Origin of the sequence: Methanosarcina mangrovi (genome assembly GCF_052057765.1) — an archaeon.
Taxonomy (GTDB): Archaea; Halobacteriota; Methanosarcinia; order Methanosarcinales; family Methanosarcinaceae; genus Methanosarcina.
Window position 1 is genome coordinate 1,056,520 of sequence record NZ_CP195120.1, and the last position, 16,261, is coordinate 1,072,780.

The 16,261-nt window shown below is 38.7% G+C and carries 16 protein-coding genes; 5 read left to right on the plus strand and 11 right to left on the minus strand.

Translation table 11 applies throughout. The features are described from left to right. Positions 1-252: 252 nt before the first annotated feature. The 10 genes from ACSAZL_RS05005 to ACSAZL_RS05050 form a co-directional block, all read right to left on the minus strand. Positions 253-1,278 carry a hypothetical protein gene (locus tag ACSAZL_RS05005; protein WP_440947631.1) on the minus strand — a complete coding sequence of 342 codons (1,026 nt, stop codon included), beginning with the start codon at positions 1,276-1,278 and terminating at the stop codon, positions 253-255. Between the two features lie 31 nt (positions 1,279-1,309). Beyond that, a complete protein-coding gene (locus ACSAZL_RS05010) occupies positions 1,310-1,801 on the minus strand; it encodes a hypothetical protein (protein WP_440947632.1) in 492 nt (163 codons plus the stop codon). 15 nt (positions 1,802-1,816) lie between these two features. Beyond that, a complete protein-coding gene (locus ACSAZL_RS05015; protein ID WP_440947633.1) occupies positions 1,817-5,056 on the minus strand; it encodes a LamG domain-containing protein in 3,240 nt (1,079 codons plus the stop codon). A 398-nt stretch (positions 5,057-5,454) separates the two neighbouring features. Then, positions 5,455-5,637: a hypothetical protein gene (locus ACSAZL_RS05020; RefSeq protein ID WP_440947634.1), complete on the minus strand. Its 183-nt coding sequence runs from the start codon at positions 5,635-5,637 to the stop codon at positions 5,455-5,457. 638 nt (positions 5,638-6,275) lie between these two features. Then, complete coding sequence (locus tag ACSAZL_RS05025; protein ID WP_440947635.1) at positions 6,276-6,500, minus strand: formaldehyde-activating enzyme; 225 nt, start codon at positions 6,498-6,500, stop codon at positions 6,276-6,278. Positions 6,501-7,033: 533 nt separating this feature from the next. Then, positions 7,034-7,324, minus strand: coding sequence for a hypothetical protein (locus ACSAZL_RS05030; protein WP_440947636.1), 291 nt, complete (start codon positions 7,322-7,324; stop codon positions 7,034-7,036). Between the two features lie 455 nt (positions 7,325-7,779). Further along, positions 7,780-8,481, minus strand: coding sequence for a helix-turn-helix transcriptional regulator (locus ACSAZL_RS05035; protein ID WP_440947637.1), 702 nt, complete (start codon positions 8,479-8,481; stop codon positions 7,780-7,782). Between the two features lie 479 nt (positions 8,482-8,960). After that, positions 8,961-9,254, minus strand: a complete 294-nt coding sequence (locus tag ACSAZL_RS05040; protein WP_440947638.1) for a hypothetical protein — start codon at positions 9,252-9,254, stop codon at positions 8,961-8,963. Between the two features lie 449 nt (positions 9,255-9,703). Next, the gene (locus ACSAZL_RS05045; RefSeq protein WP_440947639.1) at positions 9,704-9,949 is read right to left on the minus strand and encodes a hypothetical protein; all 246 of its coding nucleotides are present in this window, start codon (positions 9,947-9,949) and stop codon (positions 9,704-9,706) included. 301 nt (positions 9,950-10,250) lie between these two features. Then, a complete protein-coding gene (locus ACSAZL_RS05050) occupies positions 10,251-10,478 on the minus strand; it encodes a hypothetical protein (protein ID WP_440947640.1) in 228 nt (75 codons plus the stop codon). A 431-nt stretch (positions 10,479-10,909) separates the two neighbouring features. Here ACSAZL_RS05050 and ACSAZL_RS05055 point away from each other — a divergent pair, with 431 nt between their 5' ends. The 5 genes from ACSAZL_RS05055 (at position 10,910) to ACSAZL_RS05075 (ending at position 14,921) form a co-directional block, all read left to right on the plus strand. Then, positions 10,910-11,449, plus strand: a complete 540-nt coding sequence (locus tag ACSAZL_RS05055; RefSeq protein WP_440947641.1) for a protease inhibitor I42 family protein — start codon at positions 10,910-10,912, stop codon at positions 11,447-11,449. A 961-nt stretch (positions 11,450-12,410) separates the two neighbouring features. Then, on the plus strand, positions 12,411-13,367 hold the full coding sequence (locus tag ACSAZL_RS05060) for an ATP-binding cassette domain-containing protein (RefSeq protein ID WP_440947642.1): 957 nt from the start codon (positions 12,411-12,413) through the stop codon (positions 13,365-13,367). Next, a complete protein-coding gene (locus tag ACSAZL_RS05065) occupies positions 13,354-14,121 on the plus strand; it encodes an ABC transporter permease (RefSeq protein ID WP_440947643.1) in 768 nt (255 codons plus the stop codon). Before ACSAZL_RS05060 ends, ACSAZL_RS05065 begins: the two co-directional genes overlap by 14 nt. Before the next feature lie 358 nt (positions 14,122-14,479). After that, entirely contained in the window at positions 14,480-14,725 is a 246-nt protein-coding gene (locus tag ACSAZL_RS05070) for a type II toxin-antitoxin system HicB family antitoxin (RefSeq protein ID WP_324445927.1), read from the plus strand. Further along, positions 14,694-14,921, plus strand: a complete 228-nt coding sequence (locus tag ACSAZL_RS05075) for a type II toxin-antitoxin system HicA family toxin (protein ID WP_440947644.1) — start codon at positions 14,694-14,696, stop codon at positions 14,919-14,921. Before ACSAZL_RS05070 ends, ACSAZL_RS05075 begins: the two co-directional genes overlap by 32 nt. Positions 14,922-15,463: 542 nt before the next feature. Here the strand turns inward: ACSAZL_RS05075 and ACSAZL_RS05080 are convergent. After that, complete coding sequence (locus ACSAZL_RS05080) at positions 15,464-15,820, minus strand: carboxymuconolactone decarboxylase family protein (RefSeq protein ID WP_440947645.1); 357 nt, start codon at positions 15,818-15,820, stop codon at positions 15,464-15,466. Positions 15,821-16,261: the final 441 nt, after the last annotated feature.

The window sequence follows — 16,261 nt, forward strand, 5'->3', positions numbered from 1 at the left end:
GATTTTTTGGAATTTATGTGATTTGAGAAGGCAAAGCCCCATTTTCGGGCTCTGCAGAATCTCTCTAAAACAGTGAATCTCAATTAATTAATACTGGATAGCCATATACACTTTTAGTTATCTAATTTCAGTTTTTTACAATTAAATAAATATTTTTCCCACAGAACCCGTTTCCAAAAAAACCATAGAGAAAAATAGAAAAGACTTCATTTGTCCTCTCAAGGGATTAAATTAGTGTCCAAGTAATGTTGATTATCCTTGGACTTTCTCTAGGTTATCTGTAATGGTAATCGTACATTCCCCTACCTTGATTAGCATGGCATCTTGGTAAATCCGATTCTCTTCCGTTCCACTTACCACAGTAAATCGTTTAGACACTGCTAAATCCAATTCGTTAGACATATCGGGTACTTGTAAAAACTCAGTATGAAAGTCAGCACCTATTGGGAAACTCCCACTTGGTGAAGTAACTGTTGTTATCAGATCACCACTGAAATTAGGAGGAATAAGAACGTTAAAGGTGACTATCTGATTCCCCTTTTTGTCAGGTTCTGGAATCGACCCATCAAAATTGATGGGACATGATATATCGGTACACTGACAATTTACCTTCGTACCAGGAACATGATTTACCGCTGTAATTGTGAAGATGAAATAGGTGTCATATGGATTGATGTTACCAAAGCGATAATAACGGCTAAGTTGCTTGACAGAATTGGGCGAATAACTAATGTTACGCCAACCTATAGAGGGATTTTTTTGTACCCATTGGACAAATTCTGCATTTGATGAAAAATCAGTTGGAATCGTGACAGGGTGTGTGGGTGTTTGTATCACTGCGATAAAACAGTAATGAAAATTACCAGGTAAACCTGCTAGATAAAAAGACGGATTTGATAGTGCCACACTGCCTGATGAGATCGAAGTATTTCCCGATTCGTCAACAAATGATAAGGAACCTATCCCTCCAGAACTCATCACCTTAGTCCACGTTGTTGGTAAAAGAATAAATGAAAAGTTTGCATAATAAAGGCTGACAGTACCAGAACCTGCAGAATTATTGAGGTTTTTGCATCGGACATAGATATTGTTTACCGCATTATTAATAATGGATTTACTGATATCTGGACCTGCATAAGTAGAATTGGCAGTACTCCAATTGAGCATCTTGTTCTGATAGGGAATTATGTCTGGTGACATGTATGCGTCACCACTTGAAGGAATGATTCCAGTATCACTATATGCATCACGGATATACAAATCATTATACTTTGTCATTAAGGTACCTCCTTAAATTATGTTTTTATAGTCACAGTGAAGCTAGATTTTTTATTTTGTTATCAATTTCCTTAGCAAACTCTATAACGGAAAAAGATTCATCACCAATACTTCTAACATCTGCAAGAACATTATGGCGAACAAAGATGATACTAACGTATATATTGCCATAACCTGTAAATCCAACATCTCCAATATCTATTCCTAGTTGATCTAAACGAGGCAGAGTTCTCGCAGAAGAAAAACTGATTTCCTTAAGCAATGCCAAATAAGCGTCCTGACTACTAAGATATTCACTGATAGATACCATAATTCTATGTTTCTTATTTTCTGCACTTTTATAATAGTCCACATATCCTTTGTTGCCATAGGGCAGATGCCTCTCCAAGTTCCAAGTTTCAGCCATTTGCTTGACATCAAGACTTAAATCTCGTATCTGGAGTTTCAAAATCTCCTCTGAAAGTGGCCAAGCATCAAAATTAAATCTCTTCTTGGCACCTTCTAGCCAAACTTTAGTATCCATATAACTATCTCCTTTTCATATGACCTGTCTGTGGCCTGAATTGGTACCATCCCATGAACCTTGGGGTTTACATTTTGGAATACCGCCGTCTTTATTAGCAGCTAGCCTTTCTCGATAACTTGAATCTAGAAACGGTGCAGAAATTGGGATCTGAGGCGTTGATTCTAATGTAGTAAACGGTACCTTAACAGGTAATCCCGCTTTATGATTTGGATCTATTTTCCAAGGATCGTCGTCTATGGGATATCTCAAACAGGCATCATACAAGTTATCTATTAAGGATGAACCTGCACCTGTCCATACAACTTCATGATAGCTAAAACCAATACCGAAGGGTACCTTCCATGTTGTCTTACCAATGGCCAGTATTTGATTACATAAGAAACCATCAACTGGCGGTTTACTATCGGATATAACTGCTTCACACGCATCAGCACCCAAAATATTTCCAAAAGTGGTAACAATTGTGGCACAGTCTGTACAATTGACATTCTTTCCATTTCCAACATTTGTTTTCAAAAAATCTATGAATTGGGTACACTGAAACAGGTTCATGCCCATAAATATGATGGTGTAATATGATTTTCCCATAAAATCATCATATTCTAGATTAATGCCTGAATTTACTTTGATAGTAATCAGACTTAAGATCTCATCGATGCTTTTCGCTCCCTTAGCCCAATCACAAGCATAATCTAGAACATCGGTCCATGGCAAGTTCAGATTGGTACGATCTGGAGTCTGTTGCCAAGGAGCAGTTGGAGCACTAAGAGTGACATATACACGGTGGCTTGTAGAAGCCATATTGATCCAAGCACTGTCATCAACCTGGTATTGCCAATTCCAAATTACATCGGCACTTTGTATCCCTCCTACTGCAAGCGTGTGATTAGACAAAGGCAATTCTTTTTCCACCGTGGTACTCGATCCAAAATTGACTGTAACTGGATTAATTGCTCCTAAGATTCCGCCGCCAGTAGCCCGAATAGAAATAGAACGTGGGGTGGCTGTTGAGATGTTAAGCACAACCTTTATAGTAGGAATTTTTCCGGATACAGCATTTATTACATAGGCACATGGTGCTTCTTCTGGCAGTGTTTTAGAGGGGATCCATTCAGGTACACTAATATTTGAACCAAAATTATGCCGTATTGTCAATGCCTCTACTGAAGCTCCAGTAGGATCATGATCAAATGAGATGCTTGCTAGATTCACGGTTGGAAGAGGATCGCAGGATGCCGGCCTATTTGCATAAGTAATAATAAATATTCCTGCTGTAGCAACGAGGGATGCAATCACATATGCAGAACCGATACCTGCAGCAATTAGCAATATTTTTGCAATCACTCTAATTAGAGTCCAGAAACCTACATCAATCACCAGTAAAATTAACTGCCTCAACATCCCCAATTCACAAAAAGTACCTAACATTGAAAAAATATTGGAAGCCGTCATCGAAGTTCCAAGAGCCATTATTGAACTAATTTTTGGTGTAGTCAAAATGCGCAAAATATAGGCAATAGCCTTATCTGTCAGTTTAGCCCCGATACCGGTAAATGCAGACAATGCTCCAGCAATAACAATGAATACTAGGTTAATTTTCCACAAGGTGCATGAATCAATATTTTCCTCTGCTGTTCGATAGGCTACATAGGAACCTGATGGTCTATGGATTATTAGGAGATGTTCTCCATCAATCTTATGATGCGTCATCAAGAACGGTAATGAAGTAGGATCATTAACCATCTTGTCACGAAACTCAGCCCAAGCCTTTCGTATCAGTTCCTTATCGGCTGGATCATCAAAGGCTGCTATATCTGCATCTTGTGCTACATCAAACGCTTTTCGATTGCTTTCATAAATTTGACGAATATTTAATTCGGCGCGTATCTTTTCCATAATTTCAGGGTTGATTCCCATCTCTGGTATTTCGACACTATCACTTTTGCAGCTATAAGCAGTAACAGGAGCTGGTTCTAGTTGTCCGGAAAGAACCGCACCTTCGGCTAGAGCAATTGGATGACCATTAACTTGGTTGCGGGCTGGAGAATTAGTGAAAACATAAGCACCTTGTAAACCATCAGATTCGACATCTGGTGGCGCGTCCATAAAATTTGCAATTTCCGCATTACTTAATGCACGTGACCATACATCTACCTCTCGGATAAAGCCTTGTAAAGTAGTAACGCCGGAAGGGTTACCTTCTTCAATTGTGGCACCAATCAAAAGGTCGCTAAACTGTCTATAAAGTGGAATTGGTGTACAGGCTATCGAACTGTCTAGTTTCCCATTTATATAGAGACTAAGATTAATTCCATCAAAGGTTGTGGCAACATTCGTCCAGATTCCTACAGGAACTATTTTCGCGGAGGCTAGTGTTTGGCCGCCGGTTCTGCCAGATCCACGTTGAGATACTAAACGATAGGCTAACACAGAGGAATCATATTGTAAATATAGTGCCATACCAGTATCGAGCATCAGATCACTGTTGGCAAAAATAGTCTGAATAAGGTTGGGATTAATCTGTTTCGATACAAAAATCCAAGCCTGTAAGGAATATGGATCATTCTGCCCTCCTCCAGGATTAATATTACTATCATTAAGTGGGCGTATAAAGCCTGTGTTGCCAAGAGATACAGCAGGTGAAATCTTTACCATAAAAGCATTATTTTGCAGATTTATAGGGTAGGAGGAAGGTCCGCGGTCAATGGGTGCATTGATACTGAAATCAAAGTCCGCAACAAGTGTACTGCTTGCAGGTGTACCATACATGTTGGTAAGCACTGTTTCTGAATCCAAGACAATATTATAAATACGCACACGTTTAATGAGTCCTTGTACTCCCTGTCCAATAAAGACAGGATTCTTATTACTGGTAACTTGTCCCATACAGTTTTGACCAGCATTAAACTGGCCATCAATGTAAAGCCTAATTGCTGAACCATCAAAAGTAGCACAAATATAGTGCCAGTGGTCGTCCTGAAGCTTTGACACGGTTAAGTCAGACAAAATGATCGGTAGATCCGCAAATTGAAAATAAATTGATGGGCCTTGACTACCAAAAGCGAACACTCCGTTCTTGCCAATCACTGCTGTATTTGCCGGCAAACCATTGAAACGTATCCAAGCATCAACAGAAAATTGAATTTGGCCAGTAAAAAGACTCGCCGCTTCTGCACTGGTCTCAGCCCAAGAAAGGGCATCAAGAGACATCGATATGTAACTTCCATCATTACGGGGGTCACTAATTGTCATGCTAATTTCACCCATGTAAAATTGTATCTATTTTGAATTACAAAGTTGATGTCGAATATTTTCTGTTTTATACTCGAGCTTTCGTTTATTACATTGAATTAATCTTAACCTAGTAAATTTACGAGTCATGTTTTGTATGCTCTTTCTGAAATTGGAAAAAAATAAAAAAGGTTTTTTTCATGAAAGAGCGCATTCTTGTAGATGAGGAATAATATTTGATTTTTTATGAAATTTTGACTCTATCACCATACTTTTTGGAATTCCATCTCAGTCAACCGTTTATGTTTTTCTTTGTATAGTGATGGAGTAATATTCAATAATGAACGTCCCAGTATAAAATACTATTTAACTGTATAAATTTTATATAAAGATAGATAAAATTGACTTTAGAATAAAAATTAATAGAACAAATCAAATATATAAAAATAAATGTTACAATTCAGAACAGGAATCTCAAAGACATAGTAAATTGCATAGTTTTTATACGAAGGGGAAATTTCCCGCTGCAGGGTTCCATTGACTTTCCTTACCTTTATCTGTTCGGGTTCGATGTCAGGCTCGACATTGATAGCGTATTCCATGAATGTATGGATGTTTCTCTGGTAGTTTGCCGAAAGCAGCTGGTTAAAAGCTTCTGCCGTAATATCTTCTATGGGGCTTGCTTCAATCCTGAACCAGTCGGAGGCTTTGAGTTCATCTCCATAATAGAGTTCAATCGACGCATACCCGGATGTTAAATTTTCCGGGACTTCCGTATATTCGTAAAAGGAAACTTTTTGAAGGAAGCCGGTATCCTGCCCTTAGTTCACACGCTTGAGTTGCTGCTCTGCAGAGTCTTTTACGACCAGGATAACATCCCTGTTTTTCCATAGGGCTTCGATTCTCCCCCTCAATGTAACTCATTAAAATCACTAAAAATCCTCTTTTTTTTTAGTTTTGGCAAAACTTCAATTTCTGAAGTTTCGGCACTTAAAGAAACAGAAGTTTCTTTTTCTGGCTATAAAGAAGTTGTAAAAATAGCTTATTTAAGAGCCTTAGCAAGGAACTTAACAACATCATCTAAGGACCTGTCATACCTATCAATATTGATGTCATAAAGTAAAATGCATAAAATAAATTAAATCCCTGATGTTTTTATTGTGCCTGGACATCATTCCTGTTTAGATGCTTAAAACAAGGTTCTTTGGGCTCTTCGCTATTTCATGTGGGTAACCCAAATTTAAGTTTCCCTAATTACTAGCAGGGTCACAGGTTTTGGCTGGACATTCGGTTCAAGGACAGCAAGGAGCGGGGTGTGCCCCTGCCTGGGCATTGCAAGGGAGTTCATAAACGCTGCTTCGACCGGTCCGCCCCTTGGCCCTATGATAAGGTCGATGTGTGCGATTTCCGGGCCTGAACCGATGAGAGCTTCTCCTACCATGCTTTTTAAAACAGTTTTTACCACTTTAAACACCTCAAGTCTGTTTATACAATGGAAAAGTCGTGCCAGACCCCTTTTCCGGAAAGAGAAACCTACTGGTATTTTGATGATGTTCAGATAATCGGGGAGGTAGAGAACAAGGCTGTTTCCATATGTAGAGAATAAATTAGCCTGTAATACTTTGAAACATACATAAATAATTTGTCAATTCTCAGCCTGGATGATTGAGAAGTATTTTCTCGGAAAATTTTTTCCCCTTTAGCGGAAAAATTTTTACACAGGATCAGGATTGGGTAAATCATAGTCAAGGGCTATTGTCCGGAGGCCGGGCCCTTCCTGTCCTGGCTCTTCCTGCTTTATAACCGGAGTAATGTATCAAAAGGGACCAGGAAAGTGCTCCAAAGGGAACCAGAGCGTCCCGAAATTCCGTCGTGCGGTCCGGCAGCAAAAGATTCGGATAAGATACGATCCCGTAAGAGTGCTCCGGATTTCAAAGCCAGCTTCCGGAAAACAGGAAGACAGAATTCTTTTAAAAACGGATAAATTTGAGACCTCTCTCAAAAGGAAATTCCTGAAAGGATCTCAAGCCTTTTGTTCCAGTGGTCGAGTCCTCTTTTTGCCGCATACCAGTCGAAGAAATCACTTTCATCTCCCATGTTCCCGGCTTCGAACCTCGCCTTGAGCTCACTGGAGCTGTACCCGAACTTTGTCTCGAAATCCTCACAGATTATGGAATACCGCTTGACCTTGTATTTTGCAACATGCTTCTCATGTTCCAGAGCCGAACGGATAGCCTCACATACTTCCTGAGGTGAAAAATCGGTTTCTATGTTAAGCGTGAAACTCATGTCTATCCCATTAAAAATAGTCTTCTATTTCATATAAAGGAATTATGAAAATAAATAATTGGTCAGGTTTATTACCCGAAATATCTCTTTTTCAGACCTTCCATTTTTAGAATCTATTTTCATAACTGCCTTATTTCTTTTTATCGTTTTTATCGTTTTTATCGTTTATACCGTTTTTATTGTTTCTTTTTCTCCGTTACAGCAATTCCTGTCAGAAGTACTGCCATGAACCCGACAAAAACCTTGATAGCGTGGAAACTCCTGATTGGTCTTTCTAACCGATAGTATGGCCCATGAAGACATATCAGACATCTCCTGTCTGCTCTGTAAAGGAAAAATTGGTGAGAGGAACTGATAAGATACCCAGATGAAAAAGTTATGAGGATACAACAGATTTACAGTAATTCATGCAGATGCGAGTTCATGCAGATACGAGTTCATGCAGAACAGGAAGTTCAAATATCTTTTACCTGAATTGCTTCTTTTAGCATGTACGAAAAAAGGTCGGTCCCCCACTTAAGGGCTTCAGGCTCGGAACACAGAAGGCTTTCGTGTTCAAAGATTTTCTCTTTTGGGAAAAGGGTAAGCAGAAAAAACCTGTCTGTTACTGTAAAGTCTGCAATTTTAGGGTCCTGCGGGAAGATAAACACCTTAATATTTTCAAAACTTAAGAAAATGCGCATTTCTTTCCTGAAATCCTTTTCGAACCTCCGAAGCACCGGCTCCGTAAATATCAAAGAAATTTCCACTCCCTTCTCTGCGATTTCAGGGTAAAGGGTGGTAAAGGAAGGGTGAAAATAGGAAGCAAAACCGAAAATATGCTTGGATAGATGAAGTTTTTCTACGAATTCGGGGTTAAGTTCGAACATATGGCTCATATCCGGAAGGATGAGCTTACAGTTTTTCAGTTCAAAAAGCCTTTTGCGTAAAAAAGGGGGGATTCCTTCAAGGTTCCTTTTTGTCCAGTAGTCAAAATTTTCCTCCAGAACTTCAAGGGTGCCCAAAAAATGCGGCATCTGGTCGGCAATCACGATCCCCATCAGAGAGAGTTCATATGTGTGCCCCTTCTGCACAATTAAGTTACCTTCTTTTAATTTTTTTATCTGTGGTAAAATTGAAACAGGATCTGATGAAAGATATTCCTGAATTTCAGCCATACTCCTGGGCTTATCTTTCAGATAAAGAAGAAGTTTTTTTCTCTTCTCGGACAGAAAAACCAGATCTGTTAATTTGACTTGCTCCCCCATTTCGACACCATTAAAAAACTATCAATGTTAAAATTATGGTAAAACAGTTATTTAAACATTAGCATAAAATTTAGACATTTTTACAGTGTACAGAAAAATCGGAAAGGAAAAGTGAGGAAAAGGAAAGAATGTAGAAAGAAAAAAATAAAAAAGAAAAAGTAAGGAAAAATTAAAGGAAAACGAAAGAAGGAAAACGAAAGAAGGAAAATGAAAGAAAGAAAATGAAAGAAAGAAAATGAAAGAAAGAAAATGAAAGAAGAAAAATGAAAGAAGAAAAATGAAAGAAAGAAAATGAAAGAAGAAAAATGAAAGAAAAGTATTCTACAGGTTCAGAAAAAAGTGTTGCCGGAAAAAGGATATGATTCTTGAAGTGAGAGGCATTCTGCCGGTTAGAACCTGACAGCATCAAGGACGGCCAGCCTTTTCTTCCAGTGGTCAAGCCCTTTTTTTGCGGCGTACCAGTCGAAGTATTTCTCGTCGTCCATAACAAATTCGCCGGCTTCGAATTTTTGTATGAACTCCGTGGAGATCAGGTCGAACTGGTCTTCATATTCATCGCAGATCATGGCATAGCGGTATACCTTGTATTTCGCAAGATGTTTCTCATGTTCCAGAGCCGAGCGAATAACCTCGCTTGCTTCCTGCAGCGAGTAATCGGTATCAATCTGCAATGTAAGGTCCATGTTTATCCCATAGAAGAATTGTTGCTGATACTAAAAATGTTGCTGATAGTAAAAATTTATCCTATATTTCTTTTTCTATTTATTAATGAGTTGCAACCTCTGAAATCTACGGAATACAGGATGCAAAAGGCTAAGATCATAAATATAAGTATTTTAATCACAACTATATGACTTAAAAAATTCTCGGACAGAACTCTTTCCTTTGTTCCCTGTTTCTGCAGAAATACAAACCGATTCTGCTGATAAGGTTCTGCCGATAAGGTTCTGCTGATAAGGTTCTGCCGGTTATATTATTTTGACCGCTCAGAGTATCGTTTTTCAAATGCAGGCAGCTACGGCTGAAACGAAAAGAGCTTCAAAAAAGAAATATCGAAAAATAGGTAAAATAAGATACAGGGCAGGTGATAGGGCTGTACTAAAGTGTGGATTTGGTTAAATCCACACCGTCATCAGTTCCGGGTTACAAGCCGGATTATCCCGGAATTCTCCATGTTCTTATAAATGAACGCTGAAGAATATGCAAGCAGCATGAACTTGAAGCCCTGGGCAAAGTCCATCTCCATGAACATCAAAATCATGCCCACGAAGAAGGCAAACTGTATGACACACAGGACCATTCCGGCTGCTGTGAACATTTTCTGACGACTACTATCGCTACTATCACTACTGTCTGAATCATCGGATTCGTCTGACATCTTGTTTCTAACCTCATGAATAAAGGCTCTATGGAGTGTTTTTTGGTTCTGGTTTCCTTAGTTTTTGTATATTTTTTGGAATTCGGTTCAGGTAATTTATTTGCAGTTTTCAACCGGCTTAAAAATTAAATAATGCCCCCACTTTTTAAAACGTATAACGTAGCTTTCTTGAAGCCATTAAAACGAGATAAAAAGCTGAAAACTTCAAAAGTTGCATCTGAAGGTTCGTTTGAATTGATCCCTGGGTGCAGCATTACCTTAAAAAACACTCTCCGATTTTAGAGACTTTTATACAATATTACTATTTGAGTGCGATTATATATAAAACTTGCGAGGAAAGGAGGGGTGGCGGTGAGACTGAAATCGGTTTTGGGGTGGAAGTGGGGTTCAGATCCCAATTGCCGAGATAATTTTTAGCTTTTCGTTCCAGATATACAAGGCTTCTTTTTGCTGCATACCACTCGAAAAAGTCATCGTCGTCTCCAAGATCTCCCGAGTCAAATTTTTTCATAAAAAGGTCCGAATCCATTCCATACCTTTTCTCGAAATTTCAGGATTATATCGAGAAGTCATTATCCGGAGCCGGAAGTCTGAATAAAAGCGGGGTTTTTCACTTTTTATATCTCTACTTTATAATTCTCACTAAAACGAAAAAACTTTAATCCAAAAGAAAGTTACTACTTAACATTTATTGTCAGGAGATCCGGATGTTTTCTGAAAGGTACAAAACAACATCTTGATTTTCCATCCTGATCCGTCCGGATTTATTTTTACCTGGCAGCCGTCGTCAAATTTTGCAAGAATATTGATTCTCAAAATATGAAAATATGAGGATCGATCGTTTTTAAGGGTTTATTCCCAAAAACAGTAGCATCAGTAAAGAAGTACGATATCCTGTAAGGAAGTACAATAATTTAGGCATTACTAAGTTAGAGGAAGAGAATTTTTGAGGGAATAGTTATGAAGAAAATCTTAAAGTTAATGGCAATGCTCCTTGTCATCGCTGCTGTTGTCTTTGCAGCCGGCTGTGCCGAAAATCCAGAGACTGCAGAAAATGAAACTCCGGAAGATTCCGAACATGTTACGCCTGCAACACCGGAAACTTCTAACATGACAGAGGAAAATGTTACCGAAAATATCACAGAAGAAAACACAACCGAAGCTAATGAAACCGTAGAAACAGGACAGGTAGTAACCGAAGCTGACAACGGGACAAGCATCAGTCTCAATAATGGAGAGAATTTTACCCTTCAACTCAGGGGAAACCCCACTACAGGTTATTCCTGGCAACTCAACGTGAGCGAGGGGCTCAGTATTCTCGATGAAGATTATGCTCAGGATGAAGCTCCTGAAGAATCTACTGGTGTTCCCGGAACTTATACATGGATAATTCAGGCCGTGGCTCCGGGCACCCAGCAGGTAAACGGCATATACATGCAACAATGGGAGAATACAACCGGGACTGAGGATAACTTTACACTCACTGTTGAGGTTGAGTGAGAGGGATTTTTTCTCAGGTTTTATTTCCCTTTTTACTTTTTTGATTTGAATTTCTTGTGGGGTCGGAGGCTTTTCAGGTTGCAGGAGTTTTTTAAGAGAGGACTTTTAGGTTATGTTTAGCTACTGCGATTCTGTTCCAGTGCTGTATGGATGATCTCGCTTACTTCCTGAGGTGAGATCACTTTTATATTCACGTTTGCAGGCCATGTTTTTAAACTGATCCTGTTTAGAAGATTTAGAAAAGAGTTTATAATTTAAGATTCTTTAAGTCCTCGTTGATGGAACGAAATCAGGAATATTAGATTCTTCCCATAAAATATTGCGGCATGGATAGCTTTTAAATTAAATCCATATCGTTTATGCCTCTGGACAACTTATTTGCAACCGAAGATTATACAGAACTAAATTTTATTCTAAAAATCAGCAAACTTTAACTTATAGAACCTATTACTGTTACCAATTGATTTTAATCCTTAACTCCAATGTTTTGTGGGGAATATAGAGATCTTATCAAGAGGATGGTAATTTTCAACTACAAGTGCCTCGATGACAAAAGTACTATAAATTGATTCCTAAATTCTTTACATAGCTTTCAAAAACTCAATGGTTAAATTAGAACAGTAATAGCTTAATGCAGACCAAAACTGAAGGGAAATAATTGTTTAAATCGTTTCCTTCCTTTAGTATCTCCTAAGCTTAGTGTAATCTTCAGGTTTACGAAAACTGTATATTCAATAAATTGAAAATTAATTTGTTTTCAAATGCGATAAACTTGATTATAAAAAAATACATATTTAATATATTCCCTATTGAATGGGAATAAATTTTTCGCTCATTTTCTCATCAAAATCGTAATCAAATGGACCGAAATTACTTGGAAAAAATTGTATGTCCTAATATATCCCCTACAAAAAATAGGAGTTAAGGTTTAATATTAATGCACTGAGGTCACGGACTAACCATGGAAGCAATTGAAGTATCTCATCTCATTAAAAAATTTGGCTCCCTTACTGCTCTCAATGACATCAGTTTCTCAGTCGGTGAAGGAGAAACTTTCGGGTTTTTAGGTCCCAATGGTGCCGGCAAGACAACTACTATTCGTATTTTGACAGGAGTATCAAGACCTACTTCCGGAACTGCAACCATTTTTGGTCATGATGTTAAACACGACACCATTGCTGCAAGGCAGTCTGTAGGCATTGTTTCTGAAAATTCAAACGTGTACGATGACCTGACTGCCTGGCAGAACCTGATGTTTTCAGCTGAACTCTACCATGTAGGACGAAAAGAGCGAGAAAAAAAAGCTAACGAACTGCTCAAAAAGTTTGAATTATACGAACGGCGTAATGACAAAGTTCAGGGTTTTTCAAAAGGAATGAAAAGGCGTCTGACACTTGCTATGGGCATGGTCAATAGTCCTCGTCTGATATTTTTGGATGAGCCGACCTCAGGGCTCGATGTACAGAGCAATCTTATCATCCGGGAAGTGATCTCAAGTCTGGTCCGCGAAGGTGTCACTGTTTTCTTAACAACTCATAATATTGAGGAGGCAAATGTTATGTGTGACAGGGTAGCAATTATCAATAAAGGAAATATCGTTGCAGTCGATACGCCTGAATCGTTGAAAAGGACGATTCGGAGTGTTCAGTCGATAGAAGTTGCTTTTGATAATAATTCCATAGATCACCTCAAAGAACTCAGCTGCCTTCCAATGATAAACGAAGTTCACAAAGCAGGTGACAAATTTAAGATCTTTACCGAACTTCCGTCTGAAGTTATTGATTCTCTGGTTGTTTATGCCCACTCTTATAACTTAAAAATTCTCAGTATAGCAACTCCCGGTCCGAGTCTTGAGGATGTATTTGTAATGTTAACCGGTCTTCAACGGGCAGGTGATGGAATTCATGCCATCGATTGAGCATAAAGGATGGACAAAGCACCTATCTCGGGAAATGAACGGTGCATGGGCAATCGCCAAAAAGGATATGAGAATCTACTACTTCAGGTCCAATATTATAGTTTCCGGCATACTCTTTCCTCTTTTTATGTTCCTATCTTTTGCTATCGGGAAGAATGCACCCCCAAAAACACTGATACCCGGATTGATTTCAATCACTTTACTGTTTTCTGCTTCACAAATAGAGCCGGTTTCATTAACTCTTGAGCGGCGCGTAAAGACTTTTGAACGCTTGATCTCAGCACCTATTTCCCTGAACTCAATGATTTTCGGGGAGAGCATCAGCGGGTTTCTCTACAGTCTCGTCATTGCGTTATTACCGCTCGTTGTCGGCATCTTCATATTCGATACGCAGATAGTAAATGCACCTATCCTTGTTATTTCCATGATTCTCACATCGTTCTGTTTTGCTATGCTCGGGACGCTATTTGCTGCGTACCCCACCGAGACTGCGGGCGAGGTCATGGCAATTCTTAATACTGTCAGGCTACCGCTTATATTTATCTCCGGCATTTTCATTCCGATATCTTCTATGCCTCAGATAGGTCAGAAGATTGCACTGATATCCCCACTTACTTATGGAAACGATATGATAGAATACGCATTTACGGGTAATTCACTATTTTCTCCACTTATAGATATTTCAATGCTTGTGATATTCATTATAATCTTCCATCTGGCTACAAACTATATGTATAAGAATTTCAACGAGTGAACAACGTAACTGCATCTCTAAATTTTAATTAATACAAGAATAAAAATTTATTTACCGCGGAAAGCTGAAAAAAACGGAAAAAAATTGCCTGTAGTGCTTTCTTCTCGCTCTTTAAACAATGATACCTTTCTTTTTAACCGGATTGAGCTAACGCCTCCGCCAGCTTGCCTGACGGCCTTCCCAAAAATAAATAAGTAGGTTGAAATGAGTAATTTAAGGGTCTTGCCAAATCATAAAAGCACTTTATTAGCCAAGAAAATAACCTGCAGAAATTCCGGTAAAGTGCGCATATTGATCAGAAGTCTCAATTGGCACTCGCAAGAGAAATGTTTTATAACCCTGCGTTAATCTCATAATTATGGAAGAGACGTACAGGTTTTCAGCTGTTGTCCAGAAGGAAGGAAAATGGTATGTTTCCTGGTGCCCCGAGCTTGATATTGCAAGTCAGGGAGAAACTATTGAAGAAGCCATCGAGAACCTGAAAGAAGCTATTGAACTCTACCTTGAAGACGAAGATGCTCAGATCCCCGCAGCCGGACAGGTTTTTACTACGACGGTGGAGGTTTCTTCCCATGCCAAAACTTCCCACCCCGTCAGCTCGTGAAGTCATCAGGGCACTAAGCAACCAGGGATTTCAGGTTGTGTCTCAGAAAGGAAGCCATATAAAGATGAAAAGGATATCTCCAGATGAGACACGAATAGTTATTATCCCCGACCATCCTGAGATACCTGCAGGAACCCTGAAGTCCATTATCCGGCAAGCTGGAATGACCGATGAGGAGTTCATCAGGTTATTATAACTTTTTTTATTTCCCAACACTTCAGAAAAGTTTTTTAAGTTCGCGAAAAAATAAGTTGTTTTAAGGATATTTTGACCTTAAAAAGTGACGATTGGGAGTTTCTGAAAATGTAAGAGGCAAATTTTACCGGAAATTGCCAAAACATAACTATAAAATTATATTTCCGGCGGGCGGCTCTTCCTCTCTCCCCACTAACCGTCGAAAGATCGGGAAACTATTCCCTTTTCTTTTTCGTTTACTTTCATTTACATGTTCTCCGGGCAGCCAGCAGGTGAATGGAATATACAAGAGGCCATGGGAGAACACAACCGGAACTGAGGAGAACTTTACACTTGCTATCGAGGTTGTATGAGAGGCATTTTTGTTTCTTAGGTTTTTCACTTTTTTCCTTTTTTTGATTTGAAGTGGCTCCTAAAACCCATCGTTGCAAAACTACAATTCTCCACAGAATCTACAAATAGCCGGTTTATTATTTTTGAAGAAACTTACTAAAAAGCAAAATCAGCTAAAAAGGTAAATTAAAAACAGCAAGTGCAGATTTTCTATTTTTCTTCTCTGTGAAAATCCAGTGCATTCAATGCAAATCGTGAGTAAGCAGCAGCGGGGCCTCCTCCCATTTCGATGGCCACATCTATAGTCTCATATATCTCTTTATCCGATGCACCTGCTAAACAGGCCTGTTGAACATGCCATTCAATACAGGGCTCACATTTAGTAACAATAGAAATAGACAGAGCCATGAGTTCCTTCTGTTTCCGTGAAAGAGAACCAGCTTCAAATGCTTTCTTTTCTAATTCAAGAAAAGAGTTGTAAGTACTGCAATTTTCCAAAAATCGGGAATGATGTTGTTTTCTGTCAATTCTACTTTGATTTATTTTATCTTTGACGAATTTATCCATGCAGTCACATCCTTATCTGCAGTATCACTCTAACTCTATTTGATTATTCATCCAGTTTAAACTCCGGATTAATTCCAGAACCATTTATCTCCAATGTTAATAAAGTTTTTAAAACCGATTCTTCCAACCAGAAAATCGATTCATAACTTCGAATTCAGGATTTAGAGGAATAAGTATAGGTTTTAGGATGAGTTTTTGAAATACTTGCAGGGACGGATGCTTCTCAGGCGATGGGGGATTTTTAAGAGGGAATTTTTATTTTTTAACTGTGTGCGGTTCCATTGAAGTTTACCGGAATTGCCTTTGTTAATATTGAGCTAAAATAAGCTGAAAACTCAATAAAAGTAAAATTTGCAGGGTAGTAACTTTTTAGGTGGTGGGTAGCTTTAATAGGAGATGTTCATACTGCGTTTAGATATATGCCAATTCTGTTATTTCATA

Excerpts from the sequence above, each read along its gene's own strand:
- ACSAZL_RS05020 (WP_440947634.1), bottom strand. The coding sequence starts at position 5,637 with ATGGAATACGCTATCAATGTCGAGCCTGACATCGAACCCGAACAGATA.
- ACSAZL_RS05050 (WP_440947640.1), bottom strand. The coding sequence starts at position 10,478 with ATGGATTCGGACCTTTTTATGAAAAAATTTGACTCGGGAGATCTTGGA.
- ACSAZL_RS05075 (WP_440947644.1), top strand. The coding sequence starts at position 14,694 with ATGCCAAAACTTCCCACCCCGTCAGCTCGTGAAGTCATCAGGGCACTA.
- ACSAZL_RS05015 (WP_440947633.1), bottom strand. The coding sequence starts at position 5,056 with ATGACAATTAGTGACCCCCGTAATGATGGAAGTTACATATCGATGTCT.
- ACSAZL_RS05005 (WP_440947631.1), bottom strand. The coding sequence starts at position 1,278 with ATGACAAAGTATAATGATTTGTATATCCGTGATGCATATAGTGATACT.
- ACSAZL_RS05045 (WP_440947639.1), bottom strand. The coding sequence starts at position 9,949 with ATGTCAGACGAATCCGATGATTCAGACAGTAGTGATAGTAGCGATAGT.
- ACSAZL_RS05030 (WP_440947636.1), bottom strand. The coding sequence starts at position 7,324 with ATGAGTTTCACGCTTAACATAGAAACCGATTTTTCACCTCAGGAAGTA.
- ACSAZL_RS05065 (WP_440947643.1), top strand. The coding sequence starts at position 13,354 with ATGCCATCGATTGAGCATAAAGGATGGACAAAGCACCTATCTCGGGAA.
- ACSAZL_RS05055 (WP_440947641.1), top strand. The coding sequence starts at position 10,910 with ATGAAGAAAATCTTAAAGTTAATGGCAATGCTCCTTGTCATCGCTGCT.
- ACSAZL_RS05010 (WP_440947632.1), bottom strand. The coding sequence starts at position 1,801 with ATGGATACTAAAGTTTGGCTAGAAGGTGCCAAGAAGAGATTTAATTTT.
- ACSAZL_RS05060 (WP_440947642.1), top strand. The coding sequence starts at position 12,411 with ATGGAAGCAATTGAAGTATCTCATCTCATTAAAAAATTTGGCTCCCTT.
- ACSAZL_RS05080 (WP_440947645.1), bottom strand. The coding sequence starts at position 15,820 with ATGGATAAATTCGTCAAAGATAAAATAAATCAAAGTAGAATTGACAGA.
- ACSAZL_RS05035 (WP_440947637.1), bottom strand. The coding sequence starts at position 8,481 with ATGGCTGAAATTCAGGAATATCTTTCATCAGATCCTGTTTCAATTTTA.
- ACSAZL_RS05040 (WP_440947638.1), bottom strand. The coding sequence starts at position 9,254 with ATGGACCTTACATTGCAGATTGATACCGATTACTCGCTGCAGGAAGCA.
- ACSAZL_RS05070 (WP_324445927.1), top strand. The coding sequence starts at position 14,480 with ATGGAAGAGACGTACAGGTTTTCAGCTGTTGTCCAGAAGGAAGGAAAA.